Below are 16732 nucleotides of genomic sequence, written 5' to 3'. Positions count from 1 at the left end.
AGACACAAGCTCCAACAAGGGCTTGTGTTTCTTTTTTTCTAAATGATGACAATTTGCTATTGTTTTATAGTTCACCTTATGAATAAAATGAGAAGAATGCAAAAACAGAAAACAATGAAAAATGAAAGGAGGAAGTCTCATTGGCTATTGCTGCTCGTACAAAGGATAAGCCTCAAAAATCTGTCACCGGCTCAACGGTTTATCCCATCTTATTGATTATTGGTATTTGTCATATGCTGAATGACACATTGCAAGCCGTTATTCCTGCCATGTTCCCTATATTAGAACGCTCAATGGGGCTGACCTTTACACAATTAGGGCTGATCGCCTTTACATTAAATATGGTCTCTTCGGTCATGCAGCCTGCAATTGGGTGGTATACAGATAAACGGCCGATGCCTTATGCACTTCCAATTGCTTTATTTTCAAGTGCTATTGGTATATTCGGACTTGCCTTTGCTCCGTCCTTTGCCACCATCTTGCTTTGCGTTGTTCTTATCGGACTCGGCTCTGCGATCTTTCATCCAGAGGGTTCCCGTGTTGCAAACATGGCAGCTGGTCCAAGACGAGGACTTGCACAGTCCATCTATCAAGTAGGCGGAAATACAGGTCAAGCCTTTGCTCCGCTTATCGCTGCATTCATGCTCGTCCCGCTCGGTCAGCCAGGCGTGGCTTGGTTTACAATTGTTGGAATGATTGCTGTCGGTTTTCTTCTCTATATTTCAAGATGGTACGCAGGAAGACTCCAAACCATTCGAGCTCAAGCAAAAAAAGCGCCTGCAAAAGCTGCGCGATCTGACATTCACCGTAAATCAGCACTCACTGCACTTGGCATTATCGTCTTTCTCATTTTTGCCCGCTCTTGGTATGGAAATGCCATTTCGAATTTCTATGCGTTTTATGCGATTGAACAGTACGGATTGACGATTAAAGAATCACAGACTTATATTTTCTTATTTCTCATTCTAGGTGCAATTGGGACATTTTTAGGCGGGCCGCTTGCAGATCGTTTTGGCAAGAAAAACGTGATTTTAGTTTCCTTATTGGCGTCCTTCCCTCTTGCCCTGCTGCTGCCATTTGCCGGACCTGTCTTTGCGTACGTTTTACTCGGACTGATTGGGGTCATTTTGACATCGAGCTTCTCTGTCACAGTGGTTTATGCCCAAGAACTATTTCCCGGGAAAATTGGCACAATGTCTGGTTTAACAGTTGGGCTGGCGTTTGGTATGGGTGCAATCGGCTCGGTTGCCCTCGGCTCATTCATTGATGCCTTCGGTTTAACGCCTACTATGATTGGTGTTGCCTTTTTACCGATATTAGGTATCCTAGCCTTCTTACTTCCTAGCGATCAAACCATCTCCAAATGGAATGAATCATAAAAGGAAAAACCGCTCAAATCAATGAGCGGTTTTTTTTACATCTCATAAAAATGCGTATCAGGAACATGCTTCTTTGCAATAAACCCCTGTTGAAATTCTGGAAATACCTTTTGCACCTGTTTGATTTTTCGATGAATCAAGTCAGCATAAGGAATATACAGGTGATCCACAAGCTTTTGTTCTGTCATATAGTAATACCAATTCAGATTAAAGGTCTTCTCATCAATGATCGTAAAGGCAGAAAAATGATAAAACAAGAGTGGACATTCGTCGAGATACATCTCCCCTTTGACAACTGAAAGCTTGTAGTTTTCAATATTCCAAATGGCGGCGTTGGCTCCTTTTGATGTCACCACATGGACCCCTTCAAAATCATCGATCCATCTTTCAACATACCGCTGATCTCCGTATGTCTTTTTTTTGGTATCCATTTCTACTGTACAATGTGCAAGACAGTTTTCCTTCCATTGCGTGACCGCCTGTTTGGCAACATCTGTGTTACGACAGCCTACAAACCCAGTATTAAAACGGCCAGACAACTCGTAATAACGATAGAACCGCTTGGAATTCATATGATCCGTTAAGAATAAATGAGCGCTTGGATTCTCTGCAAAAATTGCCTCTGGATCATGATAAAAATACAAATCCGTATCCAAATGAGCAAGATAATCCGCATCTGAGGACTCAAGAGTTTTGAGCAAAAAGGCAGGTTTTAATGTCCAGCAATACTCATGAAACGTACGATCCTCTTTTGCCTTGCGCAGGGAGTCATCCTCAATGTCTTCAAGCTGTTCATATTGAACATTCGGGTGAGGGAACTCCTTTAACACCTTGTAAGCCAAAGGGTCTGCACATAAAACCGACAGCTTGAATGCATGGGCGTTTTTCTCAAGCGAATGAATCAGTGCCAACAGCTTAAAGACATGGGTATTCGACACAATGGTTGTAAAATGATATGAGGCCATTTACAACACATCCACTTGGAACAAATCAACGCGTAATAGCTCTTTCGTCAGACCTTGAATGGCTTCTACCAGTACTGTGCAGCCATATTCCTGCCGTGCAACCTGTGCCGCCTCTGCATACTTTTTCAAAGGAACATGCTTTTCTGTCAGCACATCTTTTTTATCGCGTTTCACGCCTACATTCCGCTCTGTGATCAAATGAAGCAGCTCTAAAAAATAAGACAGCAGGTCATCAAATGCAGGATTCTCACGCAGCTGCCGAATGTCTTTCACAATGTCATTTGTCACCGTGTGAGAAAACGGACCAGAGAAAGCCAAATGGACATCAATGGCATCAATATTGTTGTACTTCTCACACATATACAAAATGTTGTATTTGATATCATCAAACGATGTTAAATTACTTGGATGCTCCTGATGCACGCTCATGATATCCTCTCGCAACTCAAATGAGAGACCAAGCTGATGCAGACGAATCCCTAAATCATAATCCTCAAACCCATACCGAACGATATTTTCATCAAACATCCCCAGTGCCATGACATGCTTGCGTTTGACAGAGGAGTTATTTGTAATAAAAAATCGCCACGGCAGCTCATACGAACCTAAATCATAGTCGTATGTGTGCAAGATCTCTTTCAGGATATCAATAAACTCAGACTGCAAATCGAAGCTTTTTTCTAGAAATGCACCGTTTTCGACGTCTTCCATTGATAAAAGAGGTGTTTTGTCATTCATTTTCCGTTTATATAGCCCTTGCTTTTTTAATCGCTTGATATGATCTTTATCAAATGCTGTGTAAAAATATCGATAAATCCTCTTCCAGCATACGCCGCAAATGACAAGATCCTCTTGATCAGCATGCGCCTCTGCATGCTTTTGAATAAACTTCGGTTCTGCCAGCATATCACTGTCATGGAAAATTAGCAGATCTCCCTCCGCCTCGCGAATGGCATGATTACGTCCCTTTGCAATCCCTTGATTGACAGGAATTCGCACCTTTTTAAACGGGAAGTTCACCTCAATGTTCTCAAGCATTTCCATCGTACCGTCCGTTGAGCCATTATCTGCAACAATAACCTCGAATGGAATATCCGTTTCCTGAAGCGTTAAGGAAAAAAGACTCCCTTCTAAACGCTCTTTCGCATTATAGCTTGGAATAATGACGCTTACCTTTGGCTTTTCGTTCATGCGTCATCCCCCTCTAGTTTGGCATAACCGTTAAACAGCGGATCGACCTGCTCCACAGATTCAATCACATGGCGAAGTACTTCCCGATAGGCTTCTTGGAAAAACGGCAGGTCATGACGCCCTTTTTCATGAATTTGCTGCATCTCATCCTTGCTCAAAATCCGAAAGCCGCTGAAATGATAACAAATGAGCGGGCTCCCATCCTCAAGTAAAATACGCCCTTTCTCTTCCTGATAAGAATGCTGGCCATAATTCCAATGACCAATATTCACACCTTTTGTTTCAATATCTTCCACTCTCTCAAACAGCCTTGGCATATGATCCAAATATCCTTGATCACCAAACTTGCCTTCTCCCGGTGCATTTTTACATTCTTTTAAGCATTGTTCTTTCCACCAGCTGAGACATTTCCGTCCAGCTTCATCTCCTTTAAAATGAAGAAACCCTGAATTATAGCGCCCTAAAAGCTTCTGAAGCATCTTCACTTCCTCTGGTTCAAAGCTTGGAATGACAATATCTCCTCTTGAAATTAAAACAGACGCATCCGGCTGATGTTCAAATATGATTTGCGGACTCTCATAAAAGAATAAATCTGCATCAAGATACGTCACTCCTTCTACCTGCTCCTGTTCAAAAATCCGTTCAATCCAGATCGGCTTTAACGTCCAGCAATATTCCGAATCATCCCGTTCCTTTTTGATCTCGAGAAGCTCCGGTGTTTCAAGCTCACGCACATGAACAAGATCGACATGCGGAAAATTCATTTGATGAAGCAGATCAAATGCAGCATCATCCATACATAACGTCTTGATGACAGCATCATCTTCTACTTGCTTCAACGATAAGAAAAACGCAATGGCTTGATAAAGTCTTCCACTTGAAAGAACCGTACAATATATGCTGTTCATCTATTTACACCTCTATTTTTGAAAGAAATCGCGGTACCATTCAATCGTTTTCTCTAACCCTTCATCAATGGAATAGTCAGGCTTCCAATCAAGCAGCTTTCTCGCTTTCTCTGCCGACAAATATTGATGCTTAATTTCATGCGTTCCCTGGTTGAGAATACGAGGCTTCAGCTCACTTCCCATTGCCTTTAAAATCTTATCCGCAAGCTCAAGCACCGTCAGCTGAATTTCATTACTAAAGTTAAAGGCTTCACCAGCCAGCCCTTTTTCCTCCATCTTCTCAGCTAGCAGCAAATATGCCTTCACCGCATCTTCAATATAGAAATAATCACGAATAAAGGTTCCATCACTTCTAATTTCCGGCGCTTCTCCCTCTAATACAAGCTGAATCGTTTGCGGAATGATTCGGTTGAAATTCAAATCCCCGCCTCCGTATAAATTGCCACAGCGCGTAATACAAACCGGAAGACCGTACGTGTTGTAGTACGTATGAGAAATTAAATCTGCACAGCTTTTTGATACATCATACGGATGCTTCCCGTTAAGCGGCATATCTTCATCATAAGGAAGCTGCTCCTGATCACCGTATGCTTTATCACTTGATGCGACGATCACTCGTTTAATGAGCGGCTGTCTTCTGCACGCCTCCAGTACATTCCATGTCCCTAAAATATTGGCTTCAAATGTAGAGACGGGATGCCTGTTTGCGACTCCAACAATCGCCTGTGCAGCCAAATGGAAGACGGTATCAATTTCGTATTCTCCTAACGCACGTTCAATCGTTTGCATATCCTCTAATGCACCATGCACCACATTCATTTTTTCAAATTGACTGCCTTGATATAAATTCGATCGAGGCACCTGATCACGCACAAGTCCAGTCACGTTTGCCCCTTGATCAATCAATTCCTTGACGAGATAGCTTCCTAACAGCCCTGTACATCCAGTTACAAATACGTTCTTTCCATTCCAAAATCCGCTCATGCCGTCACCAAACCTTCCATGGTTGTTTTCCTTCTGTCCACATGTCGTTGATTTCCTTTAGATTTTTATACGTATCAATTGCTGTCCAAAATCCGTGGTGTTCATAAACTGCAAGCTCTCCATCATTCGCCAGATTTTGAAGAGGCTCCGCTTCAAACACGCATTGATCATCGTCTGTCAAATAATCGAATACCTTTGGAGACAACACAAAAAATCCTCCGTTGATCATCCCGATACTGTCTGTCTTCTCAGAGAAGGATTGGGCCATCCCGTTATAGACCTTTAATGTTCCGTACTGGGACTTCTTTTCAATTCCTGTGACAGTCGCAGCTGCCCCTAAATCTTGATGGCGCTTAAGTAAATGAAACATATTGATATTGGCCAGTCCATCACCATACGTCATCATAAATGTCTCATCACCAATGTAGTCCTGTGCCTGCTTTAACCTCCCGCCTGTCATCGTATTCTCACCTGTATCTAGGAAGGTAATCTTCCAATTTTCCGATTTTCCTAAAAGCTTCATCTCGCCTGTCGACATATCGAGCTGCATGCTGTGATGCCGCCAGTCATAATTCAGAAAATACTCTTTGATCTTCTCTCCTTTATATCCAAGCAATAAGATAAATTCATCAACACCGTAATATTGATAGATTTTCATAATATGCCATAGAATAGGCCGATCTCCGATCATAGCAAGTGGTTTAGGAAGCGCTTGTGTGACCTCACTCATTCTCGTTCCCTTTCCTCCGCAGAGAATGACTGCTTTCATCTTCTCCCCTCATCTCTCTATGAAAATTTTTGATTGAAAACCTTATCTTTATCCGGAAAATCAGTACATGTACCCCCATACTTTGTCCGACATCAGGTTTTGAATCTACTCTATTCATATGTCGAAATGAGAGAGTGTGCCACTTAGCATTCAACTATTTTTACAAATAAAAAAAGAGCGAGATTTATATTCTCGCTCTTTCAAAGTTTAAATTGTATATTTTCAGGGTAGATGGTATGATAAACATGTGCATCATCAGCACAAACAGCCTCTTTCTTCAAAGAGACTACTAAATTGAATGAATTCAAGTTGCAGCTTGCTTCATTCTCAATATGAATCACGGAGGTGAATTCCCATGGCACAAAACGTACTTTGTGAAGTGAACTCTTGCCGTTTTTGGGCTGAAAACAGCTGTACCGCTTCTACCATTAAAATTGGTAAAAACACAATGACTGACGTGACTCGCAATGCTGAAACAGATTGCGAAACCTTTGAAACAAAATAATATGTTTTTCTCTGAGATGAAGGAACTGGCAGGTTCCTTCTTTTCTTTTATCATTCTATCAAGAATGATAATTATTATCAAGTGTTTTTCAATAAACATTTCTCGGGAAATAATGACAAGATATTTCTCCATTCGTTGACGATTTTCACTCCTTTTTCTATACTCAACATATCCGAAGAAGAAAAAGTGGTGACAAATCAATGGATTTTACGATACGTTTTCTATCATTCTTTGTCGTAGAAATCGAAGGCAAAGATGAACAAGCAAATAAACGATTCAAACATTATCAAACACTCGACCAAGAGGAATTTGAACAAAGTGAATTGAAGGATTTTTTAGATGGTGAGCTGAAAAAAATCGTCAAACGAAAAGTAGACAGACACCCTAAATCTGAACAAGTACCGACCAAAATTGGTCGATTCATTGTCGAACCCGGTCATGAGCTCGATTCAAATCCAAACTACAACCTATTTCATCAAACGAGATTTGCAGATACAAAAGAATTATTTAATGAATGCAGTGAACAATTTGTTCGTACATATTTAGATACAAGTGCTGTCAGAGGCGGCGTTTTTCTAGTTGCGTCTGCCGTTCCTAAAAAGTATTTCGATGATTCCTTTGTCTTTATTATGAAATGCGATTTCGAACAGAAAGTGGCTTCAATCGCTGATACCTCTACTTTGATCAGAAAAGTAGAGATGGCCATTACAACAAAAAACATGAAATCAATCCAATACCCGTTTATGCCGGAAGAGGGCATGACAGAGGAAGCTGAAGTGAAAATTCACCAATCCTCACACGCTCGTTATTTTGAGGACTTTTTGAAGTTCGTCGAATACGGAGAATCCATGCCTGAAATCATGAAATCACAGGTCATGAATATGGTGCAGGAACAGGTTTTCGAAACATTGCAAGATGAAAGTGAAGAATTAAAGCAGTTCGAAGAGGATCTTGAAATATGGGAAGCGAGTGAAAAACGAGAAATTAGAGAAACACTCGATACAGAGCAAGTCACACTAGCAGCCTCTCACATTGTTGAGCAGACCCCTGATATCACAATGAAAATGCGTCTTGGCGAAACGGAAATTAAAGGTCTTCTCGCAGACTTTGGCCACTCGATCCATATTGCGAAGGTGAACAATCGATATGTCGTGCTCGTTGAAGCAGACCAAATCGTATTCGAAAAAGGAAGCACACCGGTTGAGTTTCATAAACCAAATGGATTAAAAGAGGTTGTCAGCCAGCTGACGCAAAAAGCCTATGATTCAGACATAGAATAAGAGAACATGACTGTCTCCTGCACTCAGCTGCACGAGGCAGTTTTTTTGAATTTTTTACGATGCATCAGATGAAACATGCAGCTGCCTGCCTCTTGCCCACATGCTGACAAGCAAGAAGCTTATAATAAGCATTAGCCAAAAGACACTGTTTGTTCCAAAAAACTGAATCATCGTATACCCGCACAAGGGTCCTAACGCGGCTCCCAGATCTTGAACAAAGGAATAGCTGGCGAGGAAACGGTTTTTATCTGTTTGAATAGAGGCTTTTTGAAAAGCAAGCGTATCCGTGAACGTCGTTAAGATCGTTGACAGCAGCTGGATGAAAAGCAGCATCAAAAGAAATCCGCCGCTTACTTTCAGCATGATCGCAAGAAGACTGAGCCCTCCAAACGAAAGAAACATCCCGCAAAGCATTCGTTCCTTCATCTCAAGGCCATCAAACCATCTGCCAGCTCTCGGTGCGACAAAGGGCTCCCAACCCCATCTGATCGCTTGAATGATTCCACTTAAAGCTGAAGCTCCGATGACAAAGCCAAAAAGAGCAAATTCATTATGACCGAGCTTAGCCTCAATGATATGACTCAGCGTTGATGCAAATAAACCTTGTATGACAAGTGCAACCAGCATCCCTGTCATCAGTACTTTCACGATATCTCGTGCAAACCACTTCTGTTTGATGCCTTGATACACCTGTCTCTCTTCGCTCTTTTCAATCTCATCTAAAGATACATAAAAAACGCACCCTATCAATGTGAGTAAACCAAAGACAAGCGTCATGGATTGGAAACCAATCAGACTGGCGAAAATCCCGCCGAATAACATACCAAACAAACTGCCAAGCCGATAAAGTCCATTGTAAAGCCCCGTCAAATGTCCTTGTGAGCCTTCTTCCATTTCTGATATGACCCTCATTCCACTCATACGGAGTAACGTCCATGCAAGCCCCCATGCACAGCGGCAGATCAAAAGCAGCCAAAAACCACTCACGCCATATAGCATCGTGGTCACTGATGCGATGAAAATAGCCATCAATACACCCGTCTTCATTGGGATATATCGATAGAGCCACCAAACAACAGGTGCTAGCGGAATGCGAACGAATCGGTTGATAGACAGCAGTAATCCGACCTCCCAAATGGATGATAAACCAACCTCTTTCCAATAGACAGGTAGAACAATATAAAGCATTGAATCCCCAATGAGTGCAAATGCTGTAATAAGCGATATGGACATGACCTGCTTTTGACTTCGATCCATTTTTCCCTTCCCCCTTCGCTATCTTTACGATAAAGGATGCCTTATAATAAATCTAATGAATGTTTTTAATTAAACCATCAAAATAATTGATAGGTGGTGTGAAGTTGAATTTACATGCCCTTCGGATTTTTGCAAAGGTCGCAGAGACAAAAAGCGTTACACAAACAGCAGACGTGCTCTCTTTGACACAGCCAGCTGTGACAGCTCAGCTTAGAAGCATTGAACGAGAAATCGGTTTCCGTCTTTTCAAACGAGACGGAAGAGGGATTACACTTACGGAAATGGGGAAAATTCTATACCCTTATGCCAGACAAGTGTTCGAGGCTGAAAAGGAAGTAGAATATCAGATCACACTTTTACAAAATGGAAAAAAGGGGCGGCTCCGTATCGCATCAACCTATGTCCCACTCAACTTTTTACTGCCTGATTGGCTCGCTGCTTTTAAAACATCATCACCACAGACTGAAATTGAATTAAAAAGCGGAAACTCCGCTCAGGTCATAGAGAGCCTGCTTCAATATAAATCAGATGTCGCTATCGCTGTGATTGAGGATCTGCATCACGAGGAGATCCTTACCTCTCATTTGACAAATTTAAGCTATGATTTTATTGTCCCAGCGGACCATCCGTTAAACGGAAAAACCGTCCCGCTAGAGCGGCTGAGCCAGGAGCCTTTTTTGATGCGTGAAGAAGGAAGTTCCACAAGAGATAAGCTCTTTTCATTATTTACCTCGAAAGGGATCAAAAAACCGACCGTTGATTTACAATTCAGCGGTGTTCATGAAGCGATTCAAATGATCAAAGCTGGATATGGCATCACACTTGTTCCCCGTGATGCGGTTCAAGGCAGTCTCAAGCGGCAAGAAATTGGGCGCGTGTATATTGAAGGCATTGAGATCGTCAGACCGGTTGTTGTGTGCAAACGGGCGAATGATCTTGAAGAAAATAGAACCGTGGATGCCTTCTTGCAAATGAAAGATATCGGTCCATTTACAACGCCTGATGCAAACTAAAAAAGTGCCCGCTTCTAAAGCAGGCACTTTTTTCTATTCGGCTGGCTGCACGATGTCGAACGGTACAGCCTTTGAGGCTTTCACTAATTGCTCTGGCGTGATAAGGATTTCATTTCCCCATTCGCCTGCTCCAACGCCTAATACCTCTTCTTCTAATAACGAAGCTTCGATGATGGTACGGAACCCTTCTGGTTGCCAGCAAAATGGCGGGATCGAGCCAATACGATAGCCCGTTACTTCAAGAACCTTTTCCGGTGAAGCCATTTTAATATTACGGGAGCCGGCTGCTTTCTTCAGTTTCCCTGATTTAATATGCTGGTCAGCGCCAACCATCACAAGCAGCTGCTCTCCCTCCCCAGTTTCAAAGATCAAGGTTTTAATCATTTGTCTTTCACGAAAACCAAGGGCTGCCGCTACATTTGCTGCTCCCTTCTCTGTTTCGGAAGAAAATGTTTTGATCTCATACGGAATGCCGTGTTTGTCCAAAAAATCATGTGCTGGTAATGTTCTCAATAGATTGAACCCCTTTCCTTACGATGTCTTTCATTTAGCTTATCACAATCCTCTCATCCTTAAGATGTATTTTTCAATGGAAAACCTCTGGACACTTCGTCAGCATGCTATACTGAACTTGTTTTTGAAAAGGAGTCGTTGGATATGGGAAATAAGTTTTGGTGTTATACAGGAAGTAAAAGCCTTCTCATGCTGAGTGATATTCTATTTTTGATGACGATCACGTTAGTTATTTATCAAGATACACAATCTGTCGCCTATGCGGCTGTATTTCCGCTCATAAGAACGCTATGTCAGCTATTGGCTGGGCTCCTCTCTCCTGTTTTGACAGATCTCTTTCAAGCCAAGCGTCTATTGAAATGGGTCCCTCTTTTACGTATTGGGATGCTCGTCGTGTTCACGACCCAATTTGATTTCTTTCAGCAGCACCTCGTCTGGCTGTTTAGCGCGTTCGTTTTAATTTCCATCACAGGCGGATTCATCAGCCCTTTATTACAGGCCATCATGCCGATGCTTGTACCAGCAAATCAGCTTGTGAAAGCGAACAGTACAGCCTCTGTTTTTTATCAATCTGTTCAAATCGCCGGCTATTCGTTTACTGGAATGCTCGTCCTGTTGATTGGCCCATTTTATTTAATGTGGGCCTCTTGTTTCATGATTGTATTGTCCTATCTATTGATCATCCCTGTTTTTTCTCTCATTAAGCAAGAAGACACGGTTCAAAAAGCAAATAAGATGAACAAATTTAAAGATGGCTGGAAGATCATTTGGACAAACAAAACGGTTCGCACCCTGACCTTCATGGATGTTTGTGAAAATATTGCAGGTGCTTTGTGGGTCGGGCCGGTTACGCTTGCCTTTGTCACACTTGTTTTAAAGGAAGGTGCGGAATGGTGGGGATATATCAATGCCGCTTATTATATAGGTGCCATTCTAGGCGGACTCTTGGCTGCATCGCTAAACCAGTCTATTCAAAAACACCTTCTCCTCTTTATGGCTGCCGGCTCTTTTATTTATGCAATATTGACCATTTTATTTTCGCTAAACAGCCTGCCATGGCTTGCATTGCTGCTTTGTATTTTGATGGGACCTGCCTATCAAATTCGGGATGTTTCGCAGCAAACCATTCTTCAAACAGAAACGCCAGTCCATGAGTTATCAAAGGTGTATTCGGCTCAATACGTTCTCTCTTCTATGTCTGTCAGTTTATCTATTTTCTTTGTTGGATTAATTGCGGATACATTCGGAGCGAGATTTGTGTATTTGTTAGGCGGTTTGTTTGTGCTCGTCTGTTCTGGTATTGCCATCCTCGCTTTTATAAGGCAGAAAAAAGAGAGCAGCTGATTCATGCAGCGCTCTTTTACTTTTCCTTTAACATCGCAAACATATCGCGGGCCATTGCCTCTAAAATATACACAACTGGCGTCTGTGTCGTGATATTTGCTCTATGAACTCGCTCATCTGTGACGTAATAGGCAATATTTAAATCTGAAATGCGCGAAATCGTACAGTGCTGATTGTTAGTAATACTAATGATCTTGCTGCCTTCTCTTTTTAGCTTCGAAATATGATCGATCGTAATACTGTTCTCTCCTGATACAGACAGCACAATGGTGACACTATTGTCTAAATACTGCATATTCATCGGAAAAAACGGATCATTGATGTAAAATGAAAATTTCTCAAGACTAGAAAAGTACCTCGCCCCATACTGCGCCAAAATGCCAGAACTTCCAGTTCCAATAAACAGCACATTTTTTGCCTCAGCAATGAGCTTCGCTGCCTCCTTAATTTTCCCCTCAAAGTCCCCCTTCAGTGTTCGTTCGATAAATTCATAAAGAAAGTGCTGTGTGCTTTTTAAAGAAGGTGTCTGCTCTGATTCTAAATACATTTTGAGCTTCACTTTAAACTCTGAAAAGCCTTCACAATTCACTTTTCGGCAAAAACGAAGGACAGACGAGGTGGAAATATGTGCAGCATCTGCAAGGTCTCGAATTCTCATATACACGACCTTTTCACTGTTTTCCATGATATATCGGTATAAAGCGCTTTCTAGTTCATTAAAGCTGGAAATGACCTCACTTGAAAACATCTGATTTCCCCTTTCTCCAACAACATGTCACAATGTGTTTCTTTTATGTAACAAATCTCTAAATGAGACACCCTTGCCTAAAGACGCTGAAGTCATTTACGCATTAGATGCTCTCACGATAAGCTATAGATGTACAAAATAAAAAAGACTTTTCTCTATTATAACATTGCGCGTTACATTATTCGGAGGTGCAGAGCATGACAAAAGGATTAAAGGTTGTCACAATTGGCGGAGGATCAAGCTATACACCAGAGCTTGTCGAAGGATTCATTAAACGGTACGATGAATTTCCGATTAGCGAGCTTTGGCTTGTCGATATTGAAGCTGGAAAAGAGAAGCTTGAGATTGTCGGAAATCTCGCAAAACGCATGGTCAAAAAAGCAGGACTTCCAATCGAAGTTCATTTAACATTAGATCGCAGGAAAGCGCTTGTAGATGCTGATTTTGTCACAACACAATTCCGCGTTGGACTTCTTGAAGCACGTATGAAGGATGAACGCATTCCTTTAAAATATGATGTCATTGGTCAAGAAACAAATGGTCCAGGAGGTCTATTCAAAGGACTTCGCACCATTCCTGTCATTCTTGATATTGTCAAAGATATTGAAGAACTGTGCCCAGATGCATGGCTAGTAAACTTCACAAACCCAGCAGGCATGGTCACAGAAGCGGTTCTTCGCTATTCAAACCATCGCAAAGTCGTTGGCTTATGCAACGTGCCGATTGGTATTCGCATGGGAATCGCCAAAGGACTTGATGTCGACGCAAGCAGAGTCGAAGTCAGCTTTGCTGGATTAAACCACATGGTCTTTGGACTCAATGTATTCTTAGATGGCAAAAACATCATGGATCAAGTCATTGAAGACATGGCTGATCCAAACTCCAGCATGTCAATGAACAACATTCAAGCGATTCCGTGGGATGCTGATTTCTTAAAAGGGCTTGGCGTTATTCCTTGTCCATATCACCGCTACTACTACAAAACAAGTGATATGCTGGCTGAGGAAAAGAAAGCAGCAGCAAACGAAGGAACTCGTGCAGAAGTCGTTCGCGCATTAGAAAATGATCTGTTCGAGCTTTACAAAGACCCTGATCTAGACATCAAGCCGCCACAGCTTGAAAAACGAGGCGGTGCCTACTACAGTGATGCAGCTTGTAACTTAATTGCATCCATTTATAACGATAAGCATGACATTCAGCCTGTCAACACGATTAACAATGGCGCCATCAGTGACATTCCAAATGATTCTGCCGTTGAACTCAACTGCGTTATCACAAAAGACGGTCCTAAACCAATCGCTGTTGGTGAAATGCCGGTCGCTGTCAAAGGACTTATTTCTCAAATTAAATCCTTTGAACGTGTAGCTGCTGAAGCAGCCGTGACAGGCGACTACAACACAGCTCTTGTCGCAATGACCATCAACCCGCTTGTCCCATCAGATGCCATTGCAAAAAGCATCCTAGATGAAATGCTAGAAGCACACAAAGAATATTTGCCACAGTTCTTCAATAAAGTAGAAGCATAAAAAGAAACCGCACTTGTCAAAAGTGCGGTTTTTCTTATTTGGCTGTAAATAGCCGGTCCATCTGTGGGCGGTCATAATCTAATAACCAGTGCTGTAATCCTTCATAGACTGGCCGTAAACACTCGGCATCTGCCGCTATGAGATCACAGCCTCGATCATCATATAAATGGAATATCATCTGTTTCGAGAGATTGATCAGATAAATTTCATAACCAAGCTTCCCCTTCAAGATTTGATTCGGTGTATAGAAATCCTCTTGGCACATCGCATGGAGAAGTGGACGCAATCGAATTTCTTGCAGCTGGCATTTGAGAGTAAATCTCTCTAATGTCAATGAATCTTCTATTTCTGGACGTACATGAGTCAAAAGCTCATGACGCAATCGGTTCCTTACTTGCCGATGGACATATTTTTGATAGACAAGAAGCTTTCGCTTCGTTAATTCATGTGCATGCTGCGTATACACATCCGTCACAAACAGAATATCGTCTTCTGAGTTAAAAGCATATTTCACAATTTCTAAAGCACGATCTCCCGCTTTTTCTAATACAACCGATTCTTTTCCTAATGACCAATCTGCCACTTCAAACCGCAGCCCAAATGGCCATCCATAAAAAAGAGGCGGCGTGAGGAAAAGATGAGGAAAATGATTTTTTAGAAATCGATTTGTTTGATCACTCATTTGCTTTCCTTTCATTGGCTTTATTTCTTATTTTACCGTTGAAACAATTAGAAATAAATAGAGGTGCGCCATCATTCATATCACCAATGTATGGGGCGATATGTCTTCTTTTTGATTTACACAATTTTTGAATGGACAGCTCACATCTTAGTAAAACCGAAAACCGCTCATCGTTGAACATCTCTTTCATAGAGATGTTTTTTCTTAAAATTTCTCTTGCACTAGCTCATGAATGACGCCCATTCCTGCCTGGCTGCCAGCAGCCGCTGCGAGAACTAACTGAGCAGGACCTCCTAAATTATCCCCACATGCAAAGACACCGCTGACAGTTGTACGCCCAAGAATATCTGTTTCAATACCCCCATTCTGCGTCATTTGACAGCCAAGCTTTTCAGCAAATGGGGCTGACTGCTTGAATTCGCTTGCTACAAAACCGCCTTCCCTTCTCACTATCTCCCCATTCGCAAGCTGGAGAGAGCGCAGCTGACCATTGTCATGATCAATCAACACAATTGGCACATCAATGACTTGAATAGAATGTGCCGTCAGAAGTGCCTTGTCCTCTTCAGCCAACACGTGCCCATTCGTAAACACGATCAAATCCTTTGTCCAATTGGAAAGGAGCTTAGCCATATGCAAAGCTCGCTGATTCTCTGCAATGAGGGCAAGTGCTTTGTCCTTTAATTCCCATCCATCACAGAAAGGACAGCTAAACAATGTTTTTCCGTACACATCATGGATTCCTTCGATCTCTGGCAGTATATCTTGAAGTCCAGTTGCTAAGATGATTTTTTTCGCTTCGAATGCATCCCCTTCGTGTGTCAGTAACGTAAAGCTTTCCTCTTTCTTTTGTATATCAACAATTCTATTTCGTTTGATTTTAATATTAGGGTATTTTTGAAGGTCTGCCTCTCCCGCTTGTCTGATCTCAAACGGTGTCATTCCATCGTTTGTAATAAATCCATGTGATTCCTGCGTCACTCGATTTCTTGGCAGCTCATCATCAAATACAATGACCTGCTTTCTGCCTCTTCCTACAACAAGTGCTGCACTTAATCCGGCTGGTCCGCCTCCGATAATGGCACAATCTAATAACATAAAAATCTCTCCTTTTTTATTAAAGACTTTAAAGACTCTTAATATCCATAATTAGTTCAAAAAAAATCACATGTTGAAAAATGGATTTTTTTCTGTCTGCTCAATTTGGTTCGCAATATCAATTAACCGTTTTTGACTTAACGTTTCCTGCATTTTCGTTTCTACATCCTGCATGACTTGTTCAATCAAACAGCCATCATGAGGCATGAAGGAGTCATGCTCTAAAGAGCAGCGAAATAAATTCGTTTGTCCTTCTACAGCTTGAATGACATCTAAAAACGAAATGTCTTCCTTTCGTTTGATAAGGGTATAACCTCCCTTTGCACCAGGTGTTGATTCAATCAATCCCGCCTTCACAAGCTTTGTTAAAATTTTGGATAAATAGGTTGGTGAAAGGTCTTGCATCTTAGCAAGGGGCTCAACGCCAATCGCTTTCCCCTTTGGTGCAAGAGTTAAAAACACCATCGTATGCAGCGCATAGTTGGTCGCTTTAGAATATTTCATGAGGAAACTCCTTTCTATCTATTATAGACCTTTTATATCTGTAATTGATCATAGATGATTCAAGGG

At 41.8% G+C, this 16732-nt stretch carries 17 protein-coding genes; 6 read left to right on the top strand and 11 right to left on the bottom strand.

The annotated features are described in order from the left end of the window. Nucleotides 1-140: 140 nt before the first annotated feature. Entirely contained in the window at nt 141-1379 is a 1239-nt protein-coding gene (locus AKG37_RS18195) for an MFS transporter (protein WP_047204210.1), read from the top strand. A 35-nt stretch (nt 1380-1414) separates the two neighbouring features. Here the strand turns inward: AKG37_RS18195 and AKG37_RS18190 are convergent, their stop codons facing one another. The 5 genes from AKG37_RS18190 to rfbF are packed head-to-tail and all read right to left on the bottom strand — an operon-like array spanning nt 1415 to nt 6196. Then, on the bottom strand, nt 1415-2344 hold the full coding sequence (locus AKG37_RS18190; RefSeq protein ID WP_060700110.1) for a putative nucleotide-diphospho-sugar transferase: 930 nt from the start codon (nt 2342-2344) through the stop codon (nt 1415-1417). Further along, a complete protein-coding gene (locus tag AKG37_RS18185) occupies nt 2345-3535 on the bottom strand; it encodes a glycosyltransferase family 2 protein (RefSeq protein ID WP_060700109.1) in 1191 nt (396 codons plus the stop codon). Next, nucleotides 3532-4443 (bottom strand): putative nucleotide-diphospho-sugar transferase, encoded by a 912-nt coding sequence (locus tag AKG37_RS18180; protein ID WP_060700108.1) that lies wholly within the window; start codon nt 4441-4443, stop codon nt 3532-3534. Before AKG37_RS18180 ends, AKG37_RS18185 begins: the two co-directional genes overlap by 4 nt. Before the next feature lie 12 nt (nt 4444-4455). Then, a complete protein-coding gene (locus AKG37_RS18175) occupies nt 4456-5427 on the bottom strand; it encodes a GDP-mannose 4,6-dehydratase (RefSeq protein ID WP_060700107.1) in 972 nt (323 codons plus the stop codon). A 4-nt stretch (nt 5428-5431) separates the two neighbouring features. Continuing rightward, nucleotides 5432-6196, bottom strand: a complete 765-nt coding sequence (gene rfbF, locus AKG37_RS18170) for a glucose-1-phosphate cytidylyltransferase (RefSeq protein WP_060700106.1) — start codon at nt 6194-6196, stop codon at nt 5432-5434. Nucleotides 6197-6551: 355 nt separating this feature from the next. On the opposite strand from rfbF, the gene AKG37_RS18705 reads away from it, so the two are divergent. Both AKG37_RS18705 and AKG37_RS18165 read left to right on the top strand, forming a co-directional pair. After that, a complete protein-coding gene (locus tag AKG37_RS18705) occupies nt 6552-6701 on the top strand; it encodes a DUF1540 domain-containing protein (protein ID WP_077233743.1) in 150 nt (49 codons plus the stop codon). A 200-nt stretch (nt 6702-6901) separates the two neighbouring features. Next, a complete protein-coding gene (locus AKG37_RS18165) occupies nt 6902-7981 on the top strand; it encodes a DUF3900 domain-containing protein (protein WP_060700105.1) in 1080 nt (359 codons plus the stop codon). 54 nt (nt 7982-8035) lie between these two features. On the opposite strand, the gene AKG37_RS18160 is transcribed toward AKG37_RS18165, so the two are convergent. Then, nucleotides 8036-9238, bottom strand: coding sequence for an MFS transporter (locus AKG37_RS18160; RefSeq protein ID WP_060700104.1), 1203 nt, complete (start codon nt 9236-9238; stop codon nt 8036-8038). A gap of 104 nt (nt 9239-9342) precedes the next feature. On the opposite strand from AKG37_RS18160, the gene AKG37_RS18155 reads away from it, so the two are divergent. Continuing rightward, the gene (locus AKG37_RS18155) at nt 9343-10251 is read left to right on the top strand and encodes a LysR family transcriptional regulator (RefSeq protein ID WP_060700103.1); all 909 of its coding nucleotides are present in this window, start codon (nt 9343-9345) and stop codon (nt 10249-10251) included. A 33-nt stretch (nt 10252-10284) separates the two neighbouring features. Here the strand turns inward: AKG37_RS18155 and AKG37_RS18150 are convergent, their stop codons facing one another. Then, nucleotides 10285-10764, bottom strand: coding sequence for an aminoacyl-tRNA deacylase (locus AKG37_RS18150; RefSeq protein WP_060700102.1), 480 nt, complete (start codon nt 10762-10764; stop codon nt 10285-10287). Between the two features lie 144 nt (nt 10765-10908). On the opposite strand from AKG37_RS18150, the gene AKG37_RS18145 reads away from it, so the two are divergent. Further along, nucleotides 10909-12108: an MFS transporter gene (locus AKG37_RS18145; RefSeq protein ID WP_060700101.1), complete on the top strand. Its 1200-nt coding sequence runs from the start codon at nt 10909-10911 to the stop codon at nt 12106-12108. 16 nt (nt 12109-12124) lie between these two features. On the opposite strand, the gene AKG37_RS18140 is transcribed toward AKG37_RS18145, so the two are convergent. Next, entirely contained in the window at nt 12125-12856 is a 732-nt protein-coding gene (locus AKG37_RS18140; protein ID WP_024424566.1) for a MurR/RpiR family transcriptional regulator, read from the bottom strand. Nucleotides 12857-13053: 197 nt separating this feature from the next. On the opposite strand from AKG37_RS18140, the gene AKG37_RS18135 reads away from it, so the two are divergent. Then, nucleotides 13054-14382: a 6-phospho-beta-glucosidase gene (locus tag AKG37_RS18135; RefSeq protein ID WP_060700100.1), complete on the top strand. Its 1329-nt coding sequence runs from the start codon at nt 13054-13056 to the stop codon at nt 14380-14382. Nucleotides 14383-14416: 34 nt separating this feature from the next. Here AKG37_RS18135 and AKG37_RS18130 read toward each other — a convergent pair whose 3' ends face one another. From AKG37_RS18130 to AKG37_RS18115, 3 genes are all read right to left on the bottom strand, one after another. Beyond that, nucleotides 14417-15079 (bottom strand): DUF3885 domain-containing protein, encoded by a 663-nt coding sequence (locus AKG37_RS18130; RefSeq protein ID WP_237697852.1) that lies wholly within the window; start codon nt 15077-15079, stop codon nt 14417-14419. Between the two features lie 189 nt (nt 15080-15268). Further along, nucleotides 15269-16162, bottom strand: a complete 894-nt coding sequence (locus tag AKG37_RS18120) for an NAD(P)/FAD-dependent oxidoreductase (RefSeq protein WP_060700098.1) — start codon at nt 16160-16162, stop codon at nt 15269-15271. A gap of 66 nt (nt 16163-16228) precedes the next feature. Further along, the gene (locus AKG37_RS18115; protein ID WP_034623077.1) at nt 16229-16666 is read right to left on the bottom strand and encodes an Rrf2 family transcriptional regulator; all 438 of its coding nucleotides are present in this window, start codon (nt 16664-16666) and stop codon (nt 16229-16231) included. Nucleotides 16667-16732: the final 66 nt, after the last annotated feature.

Origin of the sequence: Bacillus australimaris (assembly GCF_001307105.1) — a bacterium.
GTDB lineage: Bacteria > Bacillota > Bacilli > Bacillales > Bacillaceae > Bacillus > Bacillus australimaris.
Note: the sequence above shows the minus strand (reverse complement) of the source record. Positions and strands in the feature narration are given on the sequence as shown.

Bases quoted from the DNA above. Each gene is read 5' to 3' on its own strand.
- AKG37_RS18190 (WP_060700110.1), bottom strand. From the start codon at position 2,344: ATGGCCTCATATCATTTTACAACCATTGTGTCGAATACCCATGTCTTT.
- AKG37_RS18185 (WP_060700109.1), bottom strand. From the start codon at position 3,535: ATGAACGAAAAGCCAAAGGTAAGCGTCATTATTCCAAGCTATAATGCG.
- AKG37_RS18180 (WP_060700108.1), bottom strand. From the start codon at position 4,443: ATGAACAGCATATATTGTACGGTTCTTTCAAGTGGAAGACTTTATCAA.
- AKG37_RS18175 (WP_060700107.1), bottom strand. From the start codon at position 5,427: ATGAGCGGATTTTGGAATGGAAAGAACGTATTTGTAACTGGATGTACA.
- rfbF (WP_060700106.1), bottom strand. From the start codon at position 6,196: ATGAAAGCAGTCATTCTCTGCGGAGGAAAGGGAACGAGAATGAGTGAG.
- AKG37_RS18705 (WP_077233743.1), top strand. From the start codon at position 6,552: ATGGCACAAAACGTACTTTGTGAAGTGAACTCTTGCCGTTTTTGGGCT.
- AKG37_RS18165 (WP_060700105.1), top strand. From the start codon at position 6,902: ATGGATTTTACGATACGTTTTCTATCATTCTTTGTCGTAGAAATCGAA.
- AKG37_RS18160 (WP_060700104.1), bottom strand. From the start codon at position 9,238: ATGGATCGAAGTCAAAAGCAGGTCATGTCCATATCGCTTATTACAGCA.
- AKG37_RS18145 (WP_060700101.1), top strand. From the start codon at position 10,909: ATGGGAAATAAGTTTTGGTGTTATACAGGAAGTAAAAGCCTTCTCATG.
- AKG37_RS18140 (WP_024424566.1), bottom strand. From the start codon at position 12,856: ATGTTTTCAAGTGAGGTCATTTCCAGCTTTAATGAACTAGAAAGCGCT.
- AKG37_RS18135 (WP_060700100.1), top strand. From the start codon at position 13,054: ATGACAAAAGGATTAAAGGTTGTCACAATTGGCGGAGGATCAAGCTAT.
- AKG37_RS18130 (WP_237697852.1), bottom strand. From the start codon at position 15,079: ATGAAAGGAAAGCAAATGAGTGATCAAACAAATCGATTTCTAAAAAAT.
- AKG37_RS18120 (WP_060700098.1), bottom strand. From the start codon at position 16,162: ATGTTATTAGATTGTGCCATTATCGGAGGCGGACCAGCCGGATTAAGT.
- AKG37_RS18115 (WP_034623077.1), bottom strand. From the start codon at position 16,666: ATGAAATATTCTAAAGCGACCAACTATGCGCTGCATACGATGGTGTTT.